General features: G+C 45.6%; 12 protein-coding genes. 6 read left to right on the top strand and 6 right to left on the bottom strand.

The features are described 5' to 3' along the window. Nucleotides 1-144: 144 nt before the first annotated feature. The 5 genes from Q4Q52_RS20300 to Q4Q52_RS20280 all read left to right on the top strand — a co-directional run bounded on the left by Q4Q52_RS20300 (nucleotide 145) and on the right by Q4Q52_RS20280 (nucleotide 6,598). Nucleotides 145-861, top strand: coding sequence for an SDR family oxidoreductase (locus Q4Q52_RS20300; protein WP_311991490.1), 717 nt, complete (start codon nucleotides 145-147; stop codon nucleotides 859-861). A gap of 765 nt (nucleotides 862-1,626) precedes the next feature. Then, on the top strand, nucleotides 1,627-2,943 hold the full coding sequence (locus Q4Q52_RS20295) for a hypothetical protein (protein WP_311991489.1): 1,317 nt from the start codon (nucleotides 1,627-1,629) through the stop codon (nucleotides 2,941-2,943). A 19-nt stretch (nucleotides 2,944-2,962) separates the two neighbouring features. After that, on the top strand, nucleotides 2,963-3,493 hold the full coding sequence (locus tag Q4Q52_RS20290) for a hypothetical protein (RefSeq protein ID WP_006087243.1): 531 nt from the start codon (nucleotides 2,963-2,965) through the stop codon (nucleotides 3,491-3,493). Then, complete coding sequence (locus tag Q4Q52_RS20285; protein ID WP_311991488.1) at nucleotides 3,490-5,478, top strand: GMC family oxidoreductase; 1,989 nt, start codon at nucleotides 3,490-3,492, stop codon at nucleotides 5,476-5,478. Before Q4Q52_RS20290 ends, Q4Q52_RS20285 begins: the two co-directional genes overlap by 4 nt. Before the next feature lie 106 nt (nucleotides 5,479-5,584). Beyond that, on the top strand, nucleotides 5,585-6,598 hold the full coding sequence (locus Q4Q52_RS20280; RefSeq protein WP_259559596.1) for a hypothetical protein: 1,014 nt from the start codon (nucleotides 5,585-5,587) through the stop codon (nucleotides 6,596-6,598). Nucleotides 6,599-6,948: 350 nt separating this feature from the next. Here the strand turns inward: Q4Q52_RS20280 and Q4Q52_RS20275 are convergent, their stop codons facing one another. The 4 genes from Q4Q52_RS20275 to Q4Q52_RS20260 all read right to left on the bottom strand — a co-directional run bounded on the left by Q4Q52_RS20275 (nucleotide 6,949) and on the right by Q4Q52_RS20260 (nucleotide 13,852). Continuing rightward, the gene (locus Q4Q52_RS20275) at nucleotides 6,949-7,806 is read right to left on the bottom strand and encodes a DMT family transporter (protein ID WP_311991492.1); all 858 of its coding nucleotides are present in this window, start codon (nucleotides 7,804-7,806) and stop codon (nucleotides 6,949-6,951) included. 749 nt (nucleotides 7,807-8,555) lie between these two features. After that, nucleotides 8,556-9,725, bottom strand: a complete 1,170-nt coding sequence (gene iadA / locus Q4Q52_RS20270) for a beta-aspartyl-peptidase (protein WP_311991487.1) — start codon at nucleotides 9,723-9,725, stop codon at nucleotides 8,556-8,558. Further along, a complete protein-coding gene (gene yfcC / locus Q4Q52_RS20265; RefSeq protein ID WP_311991486.1) occupies nucleotides 9,725-11,170 on the bottom strand; it encodes a putative basic amino acid antiporter YfcC in 1,446 nt (481 codons plus the stop codon). The genes iadA and yfcC overlap by 1 nt, the downstream gene beginning before the upstream one ends. 78 nt (nucleotides 11,171-11,248) lie before the next feature. Beyond that, the gene (locus Q4Q52_RS20260) at nucleotides 11,249-13,852 is read right to left on the bottom strand and encodes a TonB-dependent receptor (RefSeq protein WP_311991485.1); all 2,604 of its coding nucleotides are present in this window, start codon (nucleotides 13,850-13,852) and stop codon (nucleotides 11,249-11,251) included. Nucleotides 13,853-14,198: 346 nt separating this feature from the next. Here Q4Q52_RS20260 and Q4Q52_RS20255 point away from each other — a divergent pair, with 346 nt between their 5' ends. Further along, the gene (locus tag Q4Q52_RS20255) at nucleotides 14,199-15,995 is read left to right on the top strand and encodes a cyanophycinase (RefSeq protein ID WP_226060496.1); all 1,797 of its coding nucleotides are present in this window, start codon (nucleotides 14,199-14,201) and stop codon (nucleotides 15,993-15,995) included. A gap of 341 nt (nucleotides 15,996-16,336) precedes the next feature. Here Q4Q52_RS20255 and Q4Q52_RS20250 read toward each other — a convergent pair whose 3' ends face one another. Beyond that, nucleotides 16,337-16,837, bottom strand: coding sequence for a peptidylprolyl isomerase (locus Q4Q52_RS20250; RefSeq protein ID WP_006081478.1), 501 nt, complete (start codon nucleotides 16,835-16,837; stop codon nucleotides 16,337-16,339). A gap of 115 nt (nucleotides 16,838-16,952) precedes the next feature. After that, complete coding sequence (locus tag Q4Q52_RS20245; protein WP_107404653.1) at nucleotides 16,953-18,356, bottom strand: DEAD/DEAH box helicase; 1,404 nt, start codon at nucleotides 18,354-18,356, stop codon at nucleotides 16,953-16,955. Between the last annotated feature and the right edge of the window lie 396 nt (nucleotides 18,357-18,752).

Below are 18,752 nucleotides of genomic sequence, written 5' to 3'. Positions count from 1 at the left end.
TATTTCCTTGGGGCAAATGCTCAATTGCAAACGGTTCAGTTTGATTTAATACGGATAGTTAACCATGTGCGTATTACTGGCCTATTAGCATAAATACGCTTGTGTACTCGTTAATGGTTTCAATCCGATGGAGAGTTTAACATTATGAAATTGATGGTTGTTGGAGCGGGTAGGGGTCTTGGCCGCGCTTTTATTGAGGGATTATGTACTGCGGGTGACACTGTTATTGGCGTTTCACGCAGCCAACCCAGCGATCTCAATTTACCCGCCTGCGTTGAGGTCGAATGGATTAATGTAGACATGAGTTCGCCATTAGAAGCCGTTCGATTGATTGAGCAGCAAACTCCGGCGCAACTGGATGTACTCATTTATAATTTTGGAGTATGGGAACCTTCAGCCTTCACCGACGAGTACAGCTTCCTTGACGATGAGGATCAAAGTATTGTCGATATGGTCAATATTAATATCACGGGCACAATTATTCTGCTTAAGCGCTTGATCCCTAAATTACTCAACTCTGCTAAACCTCAGTTAATCCTTACGGGTTCAACATCTGGACTACGCCAAAGCGGGCGTCCTGAAGTGACGTTTAGTGCGTCTAAATTTGCTCTTACCGGTATAAGTGATGCATTGCGAGAGGGTTTCAGAGAAGAGGGTCTGGCTGTAACTTGCTTGCAGCTGGGTTATCTCAATACGGAGGATACGCTTGCAACATCCATTGACGAAGCTGCTCAGCGAGGCGATGGCACCCTTGTGCCAGTGCACGATGTTGTCAACCTTGTTCGAACTCTCCTGAGCTTGTCAGATGCATCTTATGTACGTGAACTGGTACTTCCGGCGATTCGTGATGAAAGATTTTAAGTCTTGATAAACAGTATTGAGCCAGCTGCGTTACATGCGCTGGCTCATGCTTTATGTCCGCTTTACCAAGTAACCATACCTTAGTTTAAGTACAGCCTCTTCCTTTCTGCAAATCCAACAAATCTCCCGTTTCAAACTTGACAATAAGTCAATTGTAAACAATTTTTTAACTTAGCATGTTTTCAGAAGGTAACTCTTCTTCTACCAGAATAGAATTAGTTTCACTGCAATAATGCAGGAATATCTTATCCTTCACGGAGCTAACCGGATTTCAATTAAGCATCTGGTGTTAATTGAATTATCTAGGCTCAAGGTATCGTGATAAAACGCTGTCATGAAAAGGATTTTCAATGAAAGACGTTCATCATTATCCATATCAGTCGCTTCAGATCTGTTCTTTAGATCAGCAGGGGCGCTCAAAAATAAACTTCAATCGCATTTTTATACCCATTTATCTGGACTTGGCAGAGGTTAAGTCCTGCACGCGATTTGTACTTTGAGATCTGCACTAGGTAGCAGAGATGCTGCAGAGTACTCATATTTTTCGTTATCAAAGTAAGGTTAAAGCAAGCTAAACCGCGATTTTTTTGTATCGAACGTGTTTTATGCATCGAACGAGTCCGAGATGAAGTCATAGCAATTTAATTATGCAAATAGCAGAGTTCGGCTGGCTTATGCACCTTAGGCAAACAACAGAGGATTAATCGTTTTTATAGCAGTAGTGATGGTGAGTGATAAGTTCCAACAACAAGGAGAGTTAATTTCATGTATATCAAATACTTTTGTTATAGTGCGTTGTTCTTGTGTATGAGTGCGACCGTGCAAGCGGAATCGCCAGCCGTTACCAAAGCCGCCGCAAGTTTACCAACCTTAAGCCCGGTTATACCATTGGAAATCGCTGCAAAACCGCCTTTCTCTCTTGAGAGTTTGCAACATGATTTTGATGATTTTTCTTGGCAATCCTTTATCGCACTGAATTGGCCTGCCAATGCCGATGGCACACCCAATACCATGTCCACCATTGGGCAAAAAACTAACCAGCCTGTAGTGTGGCTTCATTGGAAGGAAAGCCGGGAGATTTTTTTACCCGATGGCGTAAAACCACCTGGGTGGGATCAGTCCAATAATGTGCCGGATGTTTGCAAAAGTATTGATCCCAAGTCCATTCCTCAAGGGACTATTTATTTAACGCAAGTAGGGAAGACCCCGAATGTGTTGGATGAAAGTGGTGAGCCTTTTACAACGGGTCCATTGATTGATCAAAACGGGCTTTATACCCGTTATGAAATATTAACCAATGAAACCATGTTCAATTTTATTTTGAACAATAACCTCTACAGTAAAAAAGGCCAGAAACAGTTTAATGCCGATGTTGATTTTACCGCGAGCGACAGTAAAACCGGGCAGGTAGGTTCTATCATGCTTAAGGCCTCATGGATAGAAATGGGCGGCAAGTTTGATGCGACGAATTACTATACGACTTATGCGCTAGTTTATAACAATCCAGAAGAGCAACACGGGGTCAAGCCCGCGTGTACGCTTGAACAAGTCGGTTTAGTCGGGTTTCACATTGCCCACAAAACCACAGGCGAACCACAATGGATTTGGTCTACCTTTGAGCACGTCGCTAACGCGCCAACCCAAGGAGAGTCAGCATCATTGTCGGCATATAATTTTTACGATGCTAAATGTACTGACTGCAAAGTCAATGAACCACCAGCACGCCCGTGGGATCCGGCAAATCCGCACACTAAACCAACTCAAGTGGAACGCGTCATTCCTATTACTGCCGACGCTAAAGCCTTAAATGCCAGTTATCACGCTGCACTCGACGCTGTGGTGCCGGGATCGGTATGGATGAATTACGAATTGGTCAGTACGCAATGGCCTACCGATGCTAAAAATCCCACCGATCCAACGGGCGTGCCTGCTCCCTCATTTTTAGCGAACACCACGCTCGAAACTTATATACAGGGTTCGGTAAAGCAAACATCAAGCAGCTGTATGGCTTGTCACAATAATGCGGCAACCACTAACGGTAATTTTGCTGATTTCACTTACTTGCTGCAACGCGCGCAATAATTTATGAAAGGAACTCATCATGACTGATATTACAGGCGCGACTGCCGACACTATGAATAATTTTATTGGTTTGAGCGCGGTATTAACCGGCTTTGCAACCAGTATTATTGCCCCGACGTTGGATCCCGTGGATATTAAATCCGAATACTTACCTGTGTTTACGCAAAAAATAACCGAAGAGTCGAAGGACCCAACCTTAGTGACTACTATTCTGCAAAAATATGCGGCGTTAAAAGCGCAGCAATTATCAGATCAACAAATTGGAACGCAAATGCTGGCACCAGACAACGGGACGAATTTTGTGTTGGCCTGTCGTAAATTGATTTTTATGTGGTACTCAGGTGCATGGCCAACCATTATTCCCGCGACGGATAAAGATCCGGAGACCACAGTTAGCGATATGATTTCGGCAAAAAGTTATACCACGGGCCTAGTCTGGCAAGTTATGCAGGCGCATCCGATGGGTGATTCAAATTATCGTTATGGCTATTGGGCAAAACCACCCGCAGCACTGTCGGCATATACGGGTCATCAAGGAGGTGCAGTATGAGCGCTCAAACCAATTACGATGTTATTATTGTGGGCTCTGGTATTGCGGGCTCTATCATGGCTTATCAACTGGGGATGGCGGGGAAAAAAGTATTAATCCTCGAAGCAGGGCAGGAAGTGCCTGTTGACCGCAGTGGTTACATGGAAACCTTTTTTAAAGCCAATGCCAAAACACCTGAGTCACCTTATCCTCCTACTACGCAAAATCCAGCGGCATCGACGGCGGATAATCCACTCGGGCTGCCTGATCCTGCGAAGGAAAATGTGCCGCGTTATACCGTGTTGCAAATTGGCGCATGGCGCAATCCAAAGCAATGTTATTTCGACTACACACCGCAGCCTGAGCATTTGAAACCAGACAGTCCTGAAGCAAAGTTTGCTTTTGCCAGTTCTTATGAGCGCATTGGCGGCGGCACAACTTGGCATTGGCTAGGAACCAGTTTACATCTATTGCCCAATGATTTTGAATTGCAAACCCAGTATAAGCAGGGCGTGGATTGGCCCGGTGGAAAACAATTTTATCAGGCGCTGGTTCCTTACTATGAACAGGCGACCAATGAGATTGGCGTGGCGGGTGACAAAGAGGCGATGGATCAGCTTTATCGAGGATTTAATGTTTCACCGGATGGCGTTTATGGCGCGAATTACGATTATCCCATGCCTGGTATTGTTTCATCTTTAGTCGATCAACAATACGAACAAGCGGTGAGCGATATGGTGTACGACAAGATTAAATTGTCAGTTACGCCAACCCCTCAAGGGCGTAATTCATTACCGGGTGAACGCCGTCAATGTGCGGGTAATACGAATTGTATTCCTATTTGCCCAATCCAAGCCAAATACGATGCCACTGTGACGCTCGGACGAGCATTGCAAACCGGCAATGTTGATGTGTTTTATCGTCACGTTGCGACAAATGTTCAAGTGGATGAAAACACAAAGGATGTTGTTGGTATTGATTATGTGACCTATCAAACTCACGGAGGGGTAGCAACGGGCGGCGGTACTGTTACGGCTAAAAAATATGTGATTGCCGCTCACGCGATTGAGACGCCTAAGTTATTGCTCATGTCTAAGCGTAATAAAGCCTGTCCAAACGGTGTCGCCAACCATAGCGATCAAGTTGGGCGTAATTTGATGGACCACATCATGTATTTGGCCTGGGGTTTGGCGAAAGATCCTGTCTATGGTTTTCGAGGACCTCTATCTACTGCGGGCATAGAAAGTTTACGCGATGGCGCCTTTCGTAAAGACCGTGCCGCCTATCGTATTGAAATCGGCAATGAGGGTTGGCAGTGGGCTGCGAACGATCCATTCACTACCTTAGCTGACTTTATATTTGGTCAAAATAATTCGCAATTAAATGGGGATTCTGTCAATCAACAGGGTATTCCATTGCGGTTTGACTCGGCAATGCCCGCAAATAGCAGCTTATTTGGCGCCTCCTTGGTGAATACCTTAAATGGTATTTACACTCGGCAAATTCGTATGGGCTATCTAATTGAGCAATTGCCGGATCCGGAAAACCGTGTAGAACTGTCTGAGACCTTGACTGATAATTTAGGTTTGCCGCGCCCCAAATTAACCTATCGAGTACGCGAAGATTATGTGCGCAACGCATTTGTCTCGGCTAAAGATATTTCGACCAAACTTTTTGATGCCCTTGGTGCGCGCGAATATACCAAGGCTCCGCCTGCGCCGGTTTTCTATGGTGATAAGCGTGAGTTAACCTCGAATAATTTTGAATATCAGGGCAATAATTTTACGTTTTACGGTGCCGGACATATTGTGGGGACGTATCGAATGGGGGACTGTAGAGATACATCTGTGGTGAATCCTCGTCAGCAATCTTGGGATCATAGCAATCTGTTTTTAGTCGGTAGCGGCGTGTTTCCAACAGTTGCGACGGGTAATCCCACCCTCACTTTGGCAGCGTTGGCATTTCAGGCAGCAGATCATGTGTTAGCAGATCTCAAAGCAAGTTAATGCCATTTCGTTTATTGAGTCGTTAACCTGCTTTTAATTGCCAGTAAAGAACCGCGTGCTCAATCGGCGCGGTTTTTCACTATCACTCTGTTATCGGAGTATCACGATGAAAAATATTATTTTATTACTGCTGATATCCAGTTTTCTCAGTGGGTGTAGTGCTCATTCAACAACACCAGACCCGCTCAGTTTGTACCGCGAGTTGACCCGCGATAAATCGCAACTAGATGTGCGTATTGGGGCGGCGAATCAATACAGCGGTTCCGAGAAAATCTGTTTAGATGCGAAGTGCGATGCTGATGGCAATAACTGCAAGCCCATCACTGTCCCCGCACCCAGCCCATTGATGACCAATAGTGATGACCAAAACTACTATCAACTCACGCAGGATAGTACAGGTTTTTCTCAGTATGGTGCCCAATCTCAGTATGCCACTGATATTGATACCTTGCGCAAACGGTTAGATGATCTGATGTGGTCTTTTAAAAAAAGCGGCTTAATCGATGCACTCAAACAGCAGAAAAAAACGCCAGCATTGATGTTTGATATCGATAATACACTGGAATTTAGCGCTGCAATTGATTCCGACCCAACGGGCAAGGGGCCAGCAATTCAGGGCATGGTTGATTTTGCTAAACAATGGTGTTTTAAAGACGGTGTTGATTGTTATTTTGTCACGGCCCGTAATTGTGAAAACCAAAGTGCTAAACCCACTCAGTATTGGCTTGAAAAGAACATGGGTCTTGATGCCAAGGTCGTAGATAGGTTCACCTATTTTTCACGCAACACCAAACAGCTGGTTTGCAGTAATTTACCCACACCAACACCCAATGTTGCATATAAAGATATTGTGCGCGAGGCGCTGGAAGCTGAACGGAAGGTATTTTGGCTAATGAGTATCGGCGACCAACTAACCGACTCTTTGGGTGAACACAGTGGTTTGAAGGTGCGGGTTCCGAATCAGTTCTTCCATGCGGACATTAACCCCAACCAGTTTGCGACTTACGGTGTGGGACGTTGCGGCCCCCTAGAGACGATTGCGCCACCATCGGAATGCAGTATTGGATTAAAACCACAGGCACTCGCTGTAACCAACATCAACTACTGCCGCTCACAATAAGATAACTGACGTTGTCCCTGTGAACTCACTTGGATGGATTCAAGAAGATAATTAACTCAGCTATGCTGATGCAATAACTTGCAAGCTCGCCGTCGCGAGTGTTGCAAGTTAACCATTTGAATTATAAATCTTAAGCTGGGTAATCTTGATTCGCTAGCGCTTAAGAGTTAGCGCTTAAAAATTAGCTCTCAAAAGTAGTGTTTAAGCGTTAGCACGCTTTAATGCCATAGCAAATCACCAAAGGCAGAATCTGTGTTGAGTGTATCGCGCTTGTTTCTGCGCCTCGTCGAGTCAGTTTACTCGAGAAGAATTTAGCCGAGATTTCAATTGACCTTGTTGTTTTACTCAGTTCATGCCGCATTAGGTATGTTATTCGTCGTGGTTCTTTTACGCGTTTGGACTAAGGTATAGCCGCCACTTAATACTATGAGTAAGCTCCCTAGAAGTGTCAGTAAGTCTGGGGATTCTCCAAATATCAATATGCCTAACGCTAAGGCAAACAGTAAACGTGTATACCGAAAGGGGCTGACTACTGAGACATCTCCAGCGCGCATAGCGATTGTCAGCGCATTGTAGGCCATGACACCAAAGACGATGGCTCCGAGAATTTGTGTTGCCGCAGTGGTACTAAACTGTAAGGGCTCATTTTGGTACATCATTATGGCTAAGCCTGTCGGAATTAACACAAAAAAGCCATACACCCCGAGTTGCATGTTAGATAACACGGGTGATGCGGCACGGGTTGCTAAATCGCGTCCAGCAAAACCTAAGGTAGCGATAACGGCAAATAAAGAGGTGGCTTCAAAGCCATCAAGCCCTGGGCGAATGATCATCAGCACGCCCACAAAACCAACCAATACCGCAAGCCATCTTTTATGACCGACTTGTTCACCGAACAACAAGGCTGCGCCAATCATGGCTATTAGAGGTGTGGCTTGCAAAATAGCGGATGCACTTGATAGTGGTGTTAAGGTGATAGCTAAAGCAAAACAGAAGCGGCCGATCACTTCACACAATGCGCGTAACAGTATGGGGGCCGACAATGCCGCAGGGTGAAGCACTGTTTCGCCCTTGCGCCAGGTTAACAGTATAAAAATCAACATCCCACCGAGGCCAAATAACGCTAAAATGAGGCCGATAGAGGTGGTTTCTGCTGCAGACTTGATGAGCATGTCTTCAATAGAAAATGCTGCCATCGCAGCCACCATAAACAGACTACCTTTTGTATTATTCAAAATCTCTTCCCAACATGTGTAGACTGCGTCTGTGAAAAAGTATCGACTTGAGAGTGTTGGCTCGAAAGTATCGACTTGAGAGTGTTGGCTCGATGGAGCAGGCCGCTGAAGTCATGGTATAGCTTATTGTGACCCAAGTTAAACATCATGTGACTCGAGTTAAACATCCTGCGCTCAAAGTTAAACAGCATTTTATGCGCACCACAGCAGGTTTCTTTGCTCATCCTAATCGGATTCGCGGTCCAAGTTCGCAGTGATCTTGGGCTTGAAAGGAAAGGGGATAATAAGAGTTAGCAAGACACTATAATAGATACAGAAATGGCTTTTTCATCTATATCAGATGGTTAATTTAGCCTAACGCCGTTACGCGTATCTTGTATGCCCAATATCTTCAAAGAGGATAGAGAACAAGCTGTTTGGCTGTGGCGTTAATCTGCCGAATATAAAATACTTTTCTTAAATAGGGCAATAAGATGCCCAGTTTTTATGGGATAGTTTGGCTAAAGCGCGGTAACTGTAATGGTGCAGTTCGGGTCTCGATGGCGTAACGTTGCGCGTTTTAAAATGTCAGTCAATCAGCGAGGAGTAGAGTGCGCATTACCAATGCAAACTGCTTTCACCTTGAGAAAATGTGCTTGATGCTCTCTGTTTGCGGGTAATCTTCTTGCATTGCACACAGTTTATGAGTGTGGTGCACGCGCGCCGCGTGCGCCATTATTGAGTTACTGCGATTCAAATGTTCCCCATTTCAGTGCGTTACCTTCATCAACGAGTAGTTGCCCTTTGCTCCATACTTTATCGATATTAAAGTTATCCGTTAATAACACAAAGTCGGCATCGTGTGTTTCGCTTATCCCGCCCTTACTTTTTAGCTTGAGCACACGAGCGGCATTTGAGGTCACTAAAGGAAGCACTTGTTCTAGGGTTAAACCACTGTTAATTAAAGCCACTAGCGCTTCAAATAGGCTGCTGACTTTACCCATTTCTATTCCAATACATTCACCGTCAGAACTAAATATGGGCAGACTAGCATTTCCGTCGGAACTTAAGCTGATTTGACTCAAGTTAACACCTTGCGAAATTGCAAAATGGACCGCATTAACGACCGCGACTTCACCCTCGTTTAAATACTGAGTATTGGTCGACGTCGTGAAATCAATAACCCCACCTTGTCGTGCAAATTCAAGCCCTTGCTCTAATAGCTGCTGGGAGCGATTCATGTGAGTGGGATAGAACTGCGTTAAAGGGATATCTGATTGCTGCGCGATGAGATGCAATATTTGAATACCACTCGCACCATCGCCCACATGCACAAATACTATGCCGCCTTTACCGCTGAGCATGCCGCCGACGCGGCTTTGTGCTGCGACTCTGGCGAGTTCTGGCACAGTGAGTTGTGAGCCTCGATGATCTGCAATTGCAATTTCACCCACACCAATAACATTGTCGATTAACACCAGATCTTGGGTGATATCGCCAGTAAGGGTCTTTACGGGGTACTCATAGGAGCCAGTGTAGCAAAAGACAGACAAGCCTTCGTATGTGAGCGCTTTCGCTTTGACGACAAGTTCGTTCAAGCTGCGACTAATGGCGTCGGTTCCCAATGCTGCGACGAGCGTAGTGACCCCAGCAAGGCTGGCATCTGTTAGTTGCATCTCTGGAGTACGGGTGTGGTAACCGCCTTCACCGCCACCGCCTGTGATATGCACTAAGGGGTCCACTAAACCTGGGATTAAAGGGCGGCCATTGGCTTCGATGATTGTGACTAAGTCTGCATGCTTAAGATCAATGACGGGGGCGATTTTAAGGACTTTCGCCTCGCAAAATAACACGTCGCGTAGCCCTAAAAACTGCGGCGCATAAACGGCGGCGTTACGGATTAAAGTTAACATCAGCTATATCCTGTAATAACGGCAAATAAAATGACGGCACTGGCCATCAAGGTCAGCAATAATTGAAAGCGCCAAATAAGCGCAAGCCATTGAGCGTATGAAATTTTAGCCACACCTAAACAACCCATTAATGAGGCTGAAGTAGGGATCACTAAATTTGTCAGTCCATCACCAAACTGAAAACAAAGCACTGATACTTGACGGGTGACGCCTGCAATATCGGAAAGCGGCGCCATGATAGGCATGGTCAGGGCGGCTTGACCGGAACCCGATGCGACAAAGAAATTCATAATAGATTGAAATATATACATAACAATGGCAGAGGTGACATCAGGTAACGTTGCCAAGGACTCGCCGGCATAATGTAAGGCAGTGTTAAGAATAGAGGGCTGTTGTGGGTCATCGCCGCCAAGCAATAACACCACACCTTTGGCGAATCCCACAATCATAGCGGCGGGTAACAATTCACTGGCGCCTTTTTGAAAGGCACTTGAGATTTGGTTTAAGCTACGTTTCCGCCAAAGAACGGCAATCAGCCCAACAACCAATGCCAGTGCAAAAAACTGACTGGCGATTTGCGGAATATAATAGCCTTGGCTTACCACTCCCCAAATCACCCACATAATTACGCCGAGTAAACAAAGCAACACGAGAATGTCAAAGGAGGAACATTTTTTATTCAATGATTTATCGTTAGCTTGCACGAGTGTGGCATCCACTGCCGAGCGATGTTTTTTAGCGTAGCGCAGGGTAAAAATTAAGCCGACAACAGTGAACACAAACCAGGCCGCAATCCGTAAACCAGCGCCAGACATTAAAGGTACACCGGCTATCCCTTGCGCAATGGCCACGCTAAATGGATTCATCCATGAGGTAGCAAATCCAATTTGGGTGGATAAGTAGGTGACCATGACTACAGTTGCCGCTGAATAACCTAAAGCCTGAAAAAGCGGCAACAGAACAATGCAAAATGCAATGGCCTCTTCGCTCATGCCGTATATCGCGCCGCTTAATGAAAATATTATAAACAGTAATGGGATCAGTAATACTTGGCTGCGCTGCAGTTTGGCGATCATCGCCATAATGCAATGAGTAATGGCGCCAGTGTCCATGACGACACCAAAGGCACCACCCACGATAAGGATAAATGCCATGACGCCAACGGCCGAGCCCATGCGATCGCCTGATGTCATGCCGTCGAAAGCAAAATTGGTCAGTCCTGTTTTGTCGTTGGCTGAAAATAGACTGACATGATGCGCGTTATCGTATGTCATGAAAAACTGTTGTGGATCGATTCTTTGAGTGATGTTGCCAGCGCTATCAACGATATCGACCATAGCAAACCAACCCGCAGGAAACAGATAACTGCTTATTGCGGCGGCTAAAACGATAAAAAATAAAATAACAAAAGCGTCGGGCATTGCCCTTGCAGTAGGTAATTTCATCCTATGTGCCTTTATAAAGGGTCAGAACAAGGCATTGGCCACAATTAAACGCTGCGGCCAATGCCTCAAGTCAGTACATTAAAACTTGAAGGTATAACGTACGTTCCAGCGACGGCCTAACCAATCATGGACTGAGCTTGCATAGCCATTGGTTGGAGAGGAGGCGTAGGGTGGTTCTTCATCTGTTAGGTTACGCACTGACACCAAAAAGCTATGGTGCTCATTTAACTCATAACCAAGGCTCGCACTGAAGGTGAGCCAACTGTCGACGGTTTCGTTATCAAATTTAAAGTCACCATCACCCAATGAACTGATGTAGTGACCCGATAAACTGGCACTCCAATCGTTGAGCTGCCAGTCGGTTCCTAGATCAAGCACGCTTTCAGGGCGAGCAATTTCTGAGGCGCCACTTAACCGCCCTAATAAATCTTCCACTGGGGTTGAAGGTGTCACTTGTCTTTCAAACGACAGGGTTTCAGTGCCCGCAAGATAAAACTTAAATTCACCTGCTGTTTCAGTGTCTAAGCGATAATCTAGCTTGTAGTCGATGCCATCAGTATTTTGATTGCCGACGTTAAAATAGCCAGTGCGTAAGAAGTTGATATCCCCTTGGCCATCAACAACACAGCCGAATTCATCCCCCAGTTCTGCAACGCTAGTCACGATTTTTGTACTGTCTTTAATACAGGCGTCTAAGGTGGTGTTGGCATCAATATCAACAATATCATCGTGCTCATAGCGCCAGTAATCGACAGTCAATTGTAGTGCTTCGGTGAGGTTCCAAGAGACGCCAACGTTAATGGCGGCAGACTTTTCTGCGGATAAATCCTTATTGCCTATGGTTTCTTGGTCAAACTCGAGTTCGCCAAACTCGGCGCCAGCAGTACCGCATAAGGCATTGTAAGGTTCAGCTGAACCGCAATTGATATACTGGCTGCTGAGCGACGTCCCTGCGCCTAATTGGGATAAGGAAGGGGCTCTAAAACCTGTACTCCATGATGCCCTTAATACTAAATCCTCAAGAGGGCGATAACGCATTGATATTTTAGGGTTAACATCGCCACCAAAGTCACTATAGTGGTCGTAACGTAAAGCTGCGATCACATCTAAGGTGTCGGTAATGGGGAAATTAAACTCGCCATACACAGCATATTGCGTCCGGTCTGCTTCGGCATCGCTTGCGCCTAAGCCGATAATTTCGTTATTAACGGCGTTGATGGATGGCCTATCAAATATTTGCTCTTTTCGTAGCTCTCCACCAAAAACCGAGCTTACTGTACCTGCGGGCAATGCAAACAAATCGCCACTGATATTAAAATCCAGCGACAACACCTCTGATTCACCTTTACGAATGCCGGGATCGCGCAGGGCAGCAATTTGTGCAGCGCTACTATCACGGCCTAAATTGAACGGATTAAATTCATCCGCCGCCACGGCGGCATCCAGTTTAGTGGCATTCATATAGCCAGCAACATTATTGATTTCGTTTGTAGATTTGCCATAACTCGCCGCGGTTTCCCAGCTCCAGTCGGCAAGTTCACCGCGCAGTCCAGCGAGGACTCGATAGCTCTGAGTGTCATATTCCTGTACTCGACGCTCAGGGAAACGAGTTCGAACAGTGATAACGTCGCTGACACTGCCATCTAGCATGTCAATGTCGTGAACATACTGGGGAATGTTGGCAGAATCACCAGCAACATCCACTGTATATCCCGCAGGTGCCTCATAGGCTGAACCGGTATTCTTTTGATACATGCCTTCAGCAAAAAACTCCAATCCATTATCTAGACGATAAATATGATTAAAGGTCGTGCCTATGTTCTCAAAGTCAGGTTGGATAGCGCGTTGAATAACATAGTCATAATTGCAACGTGTACCACTTTTTTGGGTATCATCGCCACACCAAGACTCAGCGTATTCTTCACCATCTATGGTCATACGAGTGCTGGATTCAAAGGTGACATTGACGGGTCTATCGCTATTAAATATGGCGTTTCGCGTTGCATAATCGACTACAACCGTAGTATTGCTGTTTTCTGTGGCAAAGCCGCCAGCGTAGGTCAGATTCTTACGGCTGGCATCATGATCAGAAGTATCATCCCCATATTGGGCACTGAGCTCATGCCCTACAAAATCCTTACGGAGGATAAAGTTAATCACACCGGCAATGGCATCCGAACCATAGATGGACGATGCGCCATCGGTTAACACATCGATGCGTTCAATGGCAGATAAAGGGATTGAATTGACGTTCACAAACGAGTCAGAACCATTAGAGAATGAATCAACGGCGACTCTTCGGCCATTGACTAGCACTAAAGTTGAGCTTGAACCCAATCCGCGCAAACTGACGCCGGATGCGCCAGCTGGTGCTCCATCGGCTCCACCGACACCCCCAGTTTCCGAGAAAGTCCCCGCACTTGATGCTTGGGGGAGATCGCGTAGAAACTCACTCACACTCTCGTAACCGCGTTTAGTAATGTCATCTTGGGTGAAACTTTGCAGTGGATTGGCGCCTTCCATATCCACCCCTTTTAGGCGTGAACCTGTGACTGCGACTCGCTCGACCGGTGCATCTGCGGCAGATTGCTCAGTTGTTTTTTCTAGTTCATTGGCTACAGCTAAAGCAACGGGCGACAAGGCCAACCCAAAAACAGCGCACAAAAATACAGAACTTCTCATGATAAGCTCCCGATAAATCTCTTATTAGAATTTTTAGACGTGGCTAAGCTGCGCGTGAGTCAATACGCATGGCATTAGTTAATGTTTTGCAGAAAGCGCAACGTCAATCAAATGATTGAGAGGGGAGTAAGACGGCTAGACTAGACTCCACCAAACACAAGGTGTTTAGCGGTTATTCGTCCCACCATTCGGACAGATACCAGGTGCGGTAGTGGTATCTTTGGAAAAGAGTTGTTGCTGTTTTCATGTAATAAACGGAAGTCTTTTGTTATTGACCTGTTAAAAGACTATCCGTAACATGAGCCTTGAGTCAATACATGGCGCACACTTTTTATTGAGTGCCACTATGAAAAATCGTTGCTTAAAAAACTTATCTTTTTTGCTCAATAGCTTAAGTATTTCTTACTTTACTCTTTTGCTATTTATCGCCCCAAGCGTGCAGTCAGCGCCAGCGAAAACCCTGAGTTTATCGATACCCACTCATCAACAATTTGATCTTATGCTGGTGGGCGGAGGGATGAAAATCTGCAGCTCTCAAGCTCCCGCAAATTGCCAATCGGAAGTCAAATTCTCAGCCGATGCCAAACGCGAAACACGTTATGTATTCAACGTTTCGTGGCTTGAACGTGCACTTAAACACCCAAGATTGCAGTCGTTAAATGAGCAACAAAAAGTGATATTACGACAAGCGGCCAAAGCACTTTCTCCTGTCAGTAATAGTCTTGAAAATAGCGATGTTGAAATTGGCCGTTCACTTGGCCGTTTACATAGTGACAGCTTAACCTTGGCAAAGCTTGAACAAGCCATTGCAAAGATAGATAAGCAATTTCTGACGCATTTGAGCGACCAACAATATTACGCACTGCTAGATTTATTAGAAGAAAAGCAGATGCTTGCTGACGGCACGCTGTTACAAGAACAAGTGTTACTTGATTCCACAATCAATCCCCATGCCGCGACGCTTTACCAATTATTTACGCAGCAAGCGTTAACAAAGCGCCAGCAAAGCAACCCCAATGCCAAACGTCCACTGATCGCCGTTGTGACCGCATCTGCGCGCGATCCCTTTGAAGCGGCCCATTACTATGTCAGCGTATTTGAGCAAATGGGGGCCGAGGTTATTTGGCTGCCTTTAGATGCTGCAGTGCAAGCGGGTATCGCAACCCGTCAGTGTGACCAACTCGAAATGTTTAGACAGCAAATACAAGGAAATACGGATAGGGCGAGGCTTTATCCAAAGCAAGTTGAGCTACAAAAGGATTTTTGTGCCAGCCCCATTAAACTCTATCAATTGCTTAATCAAATCGACGGACTCTTTTTAAATGGCGGCGATCAGAGTTTGACTTTAAAGGCTTGGACGACGCCGGATGAATCACCCAGTGAAGCATTAAGCATCATCAAGAAACGTCTTTCCAAACAAGAAATTGTTATCGGTGGCACCAGCGCTGGCACTGCTGTGATGGCTGATAAAAATATGATCACCGGCGGCACGAGTGAGGGGGCGCTGAGTTTTGGCGTTTTCGCGATCGAAGCGCCAAGTGAGCGTTGTGAAGTCGCTAATTGTGATACCTCAGTTCCTGCAACGGCGGTCACTTATCGCGAGCAAGGTGGGCTTGGATTTTTCCCCTTTGGTATACCCGACACACACTTTTCACAACGAGACCGTTATTTAAGACTCTTGCTCCTTAGCGCCAATGCCGATAGCAAAATGGCATTTGGGGTCGATGAAAATACAGCATTATTGGTCGATTTATCACATCGTTCGCTCTCAGTGGTCGGTGAGCATGGAGTATGGGCATTAGCGCATGTTGAGCGATTGAAACAAAGCCAAGCTAACCCTGAAATAAATGCGGTTTCGCACTATTTAACTCCGGGTTCCTATGCTGAAATTGACGCCACTGGTGAGTATTTGACTCATATCCGCCTAGCTCAGACTGCCAAATTAACGCCAATAATGAGTAAGCAGAGTGACTTTTTTACTTGGGTCAGCAATGCGTGTCGGCAAGGTATATATTCAACATCATTGAGTGATAAGTACGAATTAACCATTACTCCAATGGCGGCATTAAGTTGCCAAGGCATTTTAAATCAAGAACGCGGATATCAGTCGATGGGTTTAACACTAAAAGCGTTAGAACAATGACAGTAAGTTGAATTAATTGTAGTGGTATGGCTATGATATCAATAGGATAGGCTAAATTGATTAAGGTTGAGTGTATATTAGGTAGATTTTAAAAAGTTGAGAGGATAATTAATCTACTGATTTTAAGTTAAGAAGCTATAATTTAAGATTTTTTACTTTAAGTAAGTTTTAAGTTAAATGATTGAGTTTAAATTAGGTAAAGTAAATTTATATTAAGCAGTGTTTATTAAGTATGATTTTTTGCGAACTAATTAATTTAAAAACCGCTACAGAAAAGAATGTATCGCTCAGCAAAACTGAGCGATACATTATATCAAAAGAAATTTTTATCGTTTTAACGATCAGCTTTGGATATTAATCGTCACTTTCTCGATAACGATGGGTTCGCGGGGCACGTCTTCGTGGCCGGCAACTGTGGTGGTTTTGACTTTCTCAATCTGTTGGATAATGTCCATTCCTGCTGTGACCTTACCAAATACCGCGTAACCCCAACCGTTATTAGTGGTGGCAGTGTGGTCTAAAAAGTCATTATTGGCGGTGTTAATGAAGAACTGCGCCGTGGCCGAATGAGGCGCATCGGTGCGAGCCATAGCGATAGTGCCTATGGTGTTACTTAGGCCTTTGTTGGCTTCGTTCACGATAGGCTCGTGGGTCGGCTTTTCTTTCATTTTTGCGGTAAATCCGCCGCCCTGAATCATAAAACCTTTGATAACACGGTGAAAAATCGTATGTTCAAAGAAGCCTTCTTCACAATAGCGGACAAAGTTTTTTGAACTGACAGGCGCATGTTCAAAGTCGAGTGCTATGGTGATGTCGCCTAAATTGGTGCTGAATGTAATCATGCTAATATCTTCTATCTTAATGAGTTTCTACTTCTAATAAGTCACGACTGGTACTAGATCATAACTTTATACGGGATCGCGACTTTGTACGGGATCATGATTTTGTATTAGGCCATCAGTTCGTTTTAGAACCGCTGTTCCACGGATTAAAGGGCGCACTGCGACCCGTAGTCTCGCTACTGTTATCAGTCTGCGCGGATTGTGGACGCGCTACAGTGGCTTTTGCCTCCGGCTTAGATTTAGCACTGCGATGCTTTTTCGCATGGGCGGTTTCAAAGGAGCCTTCTTTCGCGGGGCGTGAGGTTCTGGCCTCAGGTGCGCGGGCTTTAAAGGTTTTTGGCGTGGTATTTTTCGGCACAAAGTCGAGGATAGAAACTGGCACTTCTTTGTTCGGCACAAAGCCTTCAATTTCTTTACGCACTATGATGTGGCCTAAACGGCGCTCGATAGCACATAGGTTTCTAAAATCATCTTTGGAAACAAAGGAGATGGCTTCGCCGCAGGCGCCAGCACGGCCGGTTCGGCCAATACGGTGAATATAATCATCGGCTTCATCGGGCAGATCATAGTTGACCACGCGGGTAAGGGCGTCGATATCGATACCGCGAGAAGCCACGCCGGTCGCAACTAAAAAGCGCAGTCTTCCGGACTTGAAATCGACTAATAATTGCTCGCGTACCGCTTGGCTGCGACCACTGTGAATGGCTTCGGCGGCAATACCGCGTTTTTCGAGTTGGCTGACCAGTTTGGCGGCACCTTGTTTAGTCTGGATAAAGATCAGTGCCTGTTCCCAAGCTTGCTCAGTGATGAGTTTGCTTAACAGGGCAGACTTTTTATCTTTATCGACAGTGATCAACCATTGGTCGATTTGCGGTGCGTTCGCACTGTCGCGGGCAATTTCAATCTCAACAGGGTTTTCAACCGCTGTTTTCGCTAAAAAGCGCACTTGCTTAGATAAGGTTGCCGAAAACAACAGATTTTGGCGTTCTGTTGGCAGACGTTCGATGATTTTATTGATGTCTTCGATAAATCCCATATCGAGCATTCTATCGGCTTCGTCTAGGACTAATACCGAGATTTCATCGAAATGAATCGCTCTTTGGGTGTACATATCGAGCAATCTACCGGGGGTCGCTACCAGAATATCGACGCCTTCGATAAGGCGTTGTTTCTGTGGTGCGGCATCGACGCCACCATACATGGCCATAGATGTCAGCGGCAGGTATTTTGCGTATTTGGCAATATTGTCTTCTACCTGAACGGCCAATTCGCGGGTTGGCGTTAAGATCAAGGCGCGAACGCGTTTAGCCCGAATTTTCGGCATATCGGCAAACATTTGCAGTATTGGCAACACAAAACTGGCGGTTTTACCTGTACCCGTTTGCGCGCCAGCCAGCAGGTTTTTACCTTTCAAGATCACCGGAATGGCTTTTTCTTGGATTGGAGTAGGTTGTGAATAGCCGAGCTCAGTGATGGCTCTTAAAATCGGATCGCTTAATCCAAGTTTGGAAAATGGCATTGAATGTCTCAGGTAAAGGGTCAGGTCAATAATGTATAAGCAAACTGTTACGCCAACGCGTTAACAGCGGAGCAGGGCGATATTATATACCCAAACAACCTGAAGATGCAGGATTCAGCGGTAATTTAACGCACTTTGGGCAAGGCCATTTATTGCTCCTGCATAAATTGCATTCACGCCGTCCATGGCGATTGCGGTTATTTGCAGACCTAGTGGGCTAAGTTAAAAATAACCAACACGGCATAAAGTGCGTTACCCCGTGGTTAACATCAGCCGCCGGAACGGAGCGCCTAGGGCACTCCACTTCTATGTTGCATCAATTCAAAAGGTAGCCGACATTCTGTCATTGATGTGCCTTGAATTGGAGCCCCCTAGGCGCTCTGAAACTCGTATATT

The sequence above is a fragment of the Shewanella sp. SP1S2-4 genome, assembly GCF_031932075.1.
GTDB lineage: Bacteria > Pseudomonadota > Gammaproteobacteria > Enterobacterales > Shewanellaceae > Shewanella > Shewanella baltica.
Note: the sequence above shows the minus strand (reverse complement) of the source record. Positions and strands in the feature narration are given on the sequence as shown.